The sequence below is a fragment of the Cupriavidus sp. a3 genome, assembly GCF_051015765.1.
Lineage (GTDB): Bacteria > Pseudomonadota > Gammaproteobacteria > Burkholderiales > Burkholderiaceae > Cupriavidus > Cupriavidus oxalaticus_A.
The window spans coordinates 1-598 of the sequence record NZ_CP170643.1; the positions used below are offsets into that span (position 1 = coordinate 1).

Below are 598 nucleotides of genomic sequence, written 5' to 3' on the forward strand. Positions count from 1 at the left end.
AGCGAGTGCATCGCCGCGACCAGCTCGGGCATCTTGGTCATCTGCACCTTGCGCGCCACGTAGGCGCCGATGCCGCCTCCCACCACCAGCGCGCCGAAGTTCAGCGCCAGGCCGGAGCCCACCGACGACTGCGCCGTGCCGGCCGCCAGGAATTCATTCTTGAGCTTGATGATCAGCGCCAGCGTGGTGACCACCGCGATCGCCATGCCGATCATGCCGAAGGCATTGCCCTTGCGCGCCGAGGCCGGGTGCGACCCAGGAACGGCGTGCCCGGGTCGAGCAGTTGCTGCACGCGGTCGCGCGGCAGCAGCTTGCCGCGCGACAGGTGCTTGTCGCGCGCGGCCTCGCCGCCGCCTTCCGCCAGCTTCGCGATCTTTGCTTCCAGGTCGGCAACCAGTGCCTGCATTGACTGCGCGTTGGTCTTGAACGCTTCGGAACGCGCGTTCAGCTTTGTCTCAATTGCCGCCATATCAGCCTCGGCCAGTCGGTTCGTTGTAGGGTGCAGCCATCGCGTGGTGGGCTTACATCGTTTCCGCGAACAGCTCGCGGCCGATCAGCATGCGGCGGATCTCAGAGGTGCCGGCGCCGATCTCGTACA

At 66.6% G+C, this 598-nt stretch carries 2 pseudogenes; both read right to left on the reverse strand.

The features are described 5' to 3' along the window. Positions 1–2 precede the first annotated feature (2 nt). Positions 3–254: pseudogene (locus ACAD63_RS00005) on the reverse strand (NAD(P)(+) transhydrogenase (Re/Si-specific) subunit beta); the annotation flags it as partial. Between the two features lie 2 nt (positions 255–256). Further along, positions 257–469: pseudogene (locus tag ACAD63_RS00010) on the reverse strand (methylcrotonoyl-CoA carboxylase); the annotation flags it as partial. Positions 470–598 lie beyond the last annotated feature (129 nt).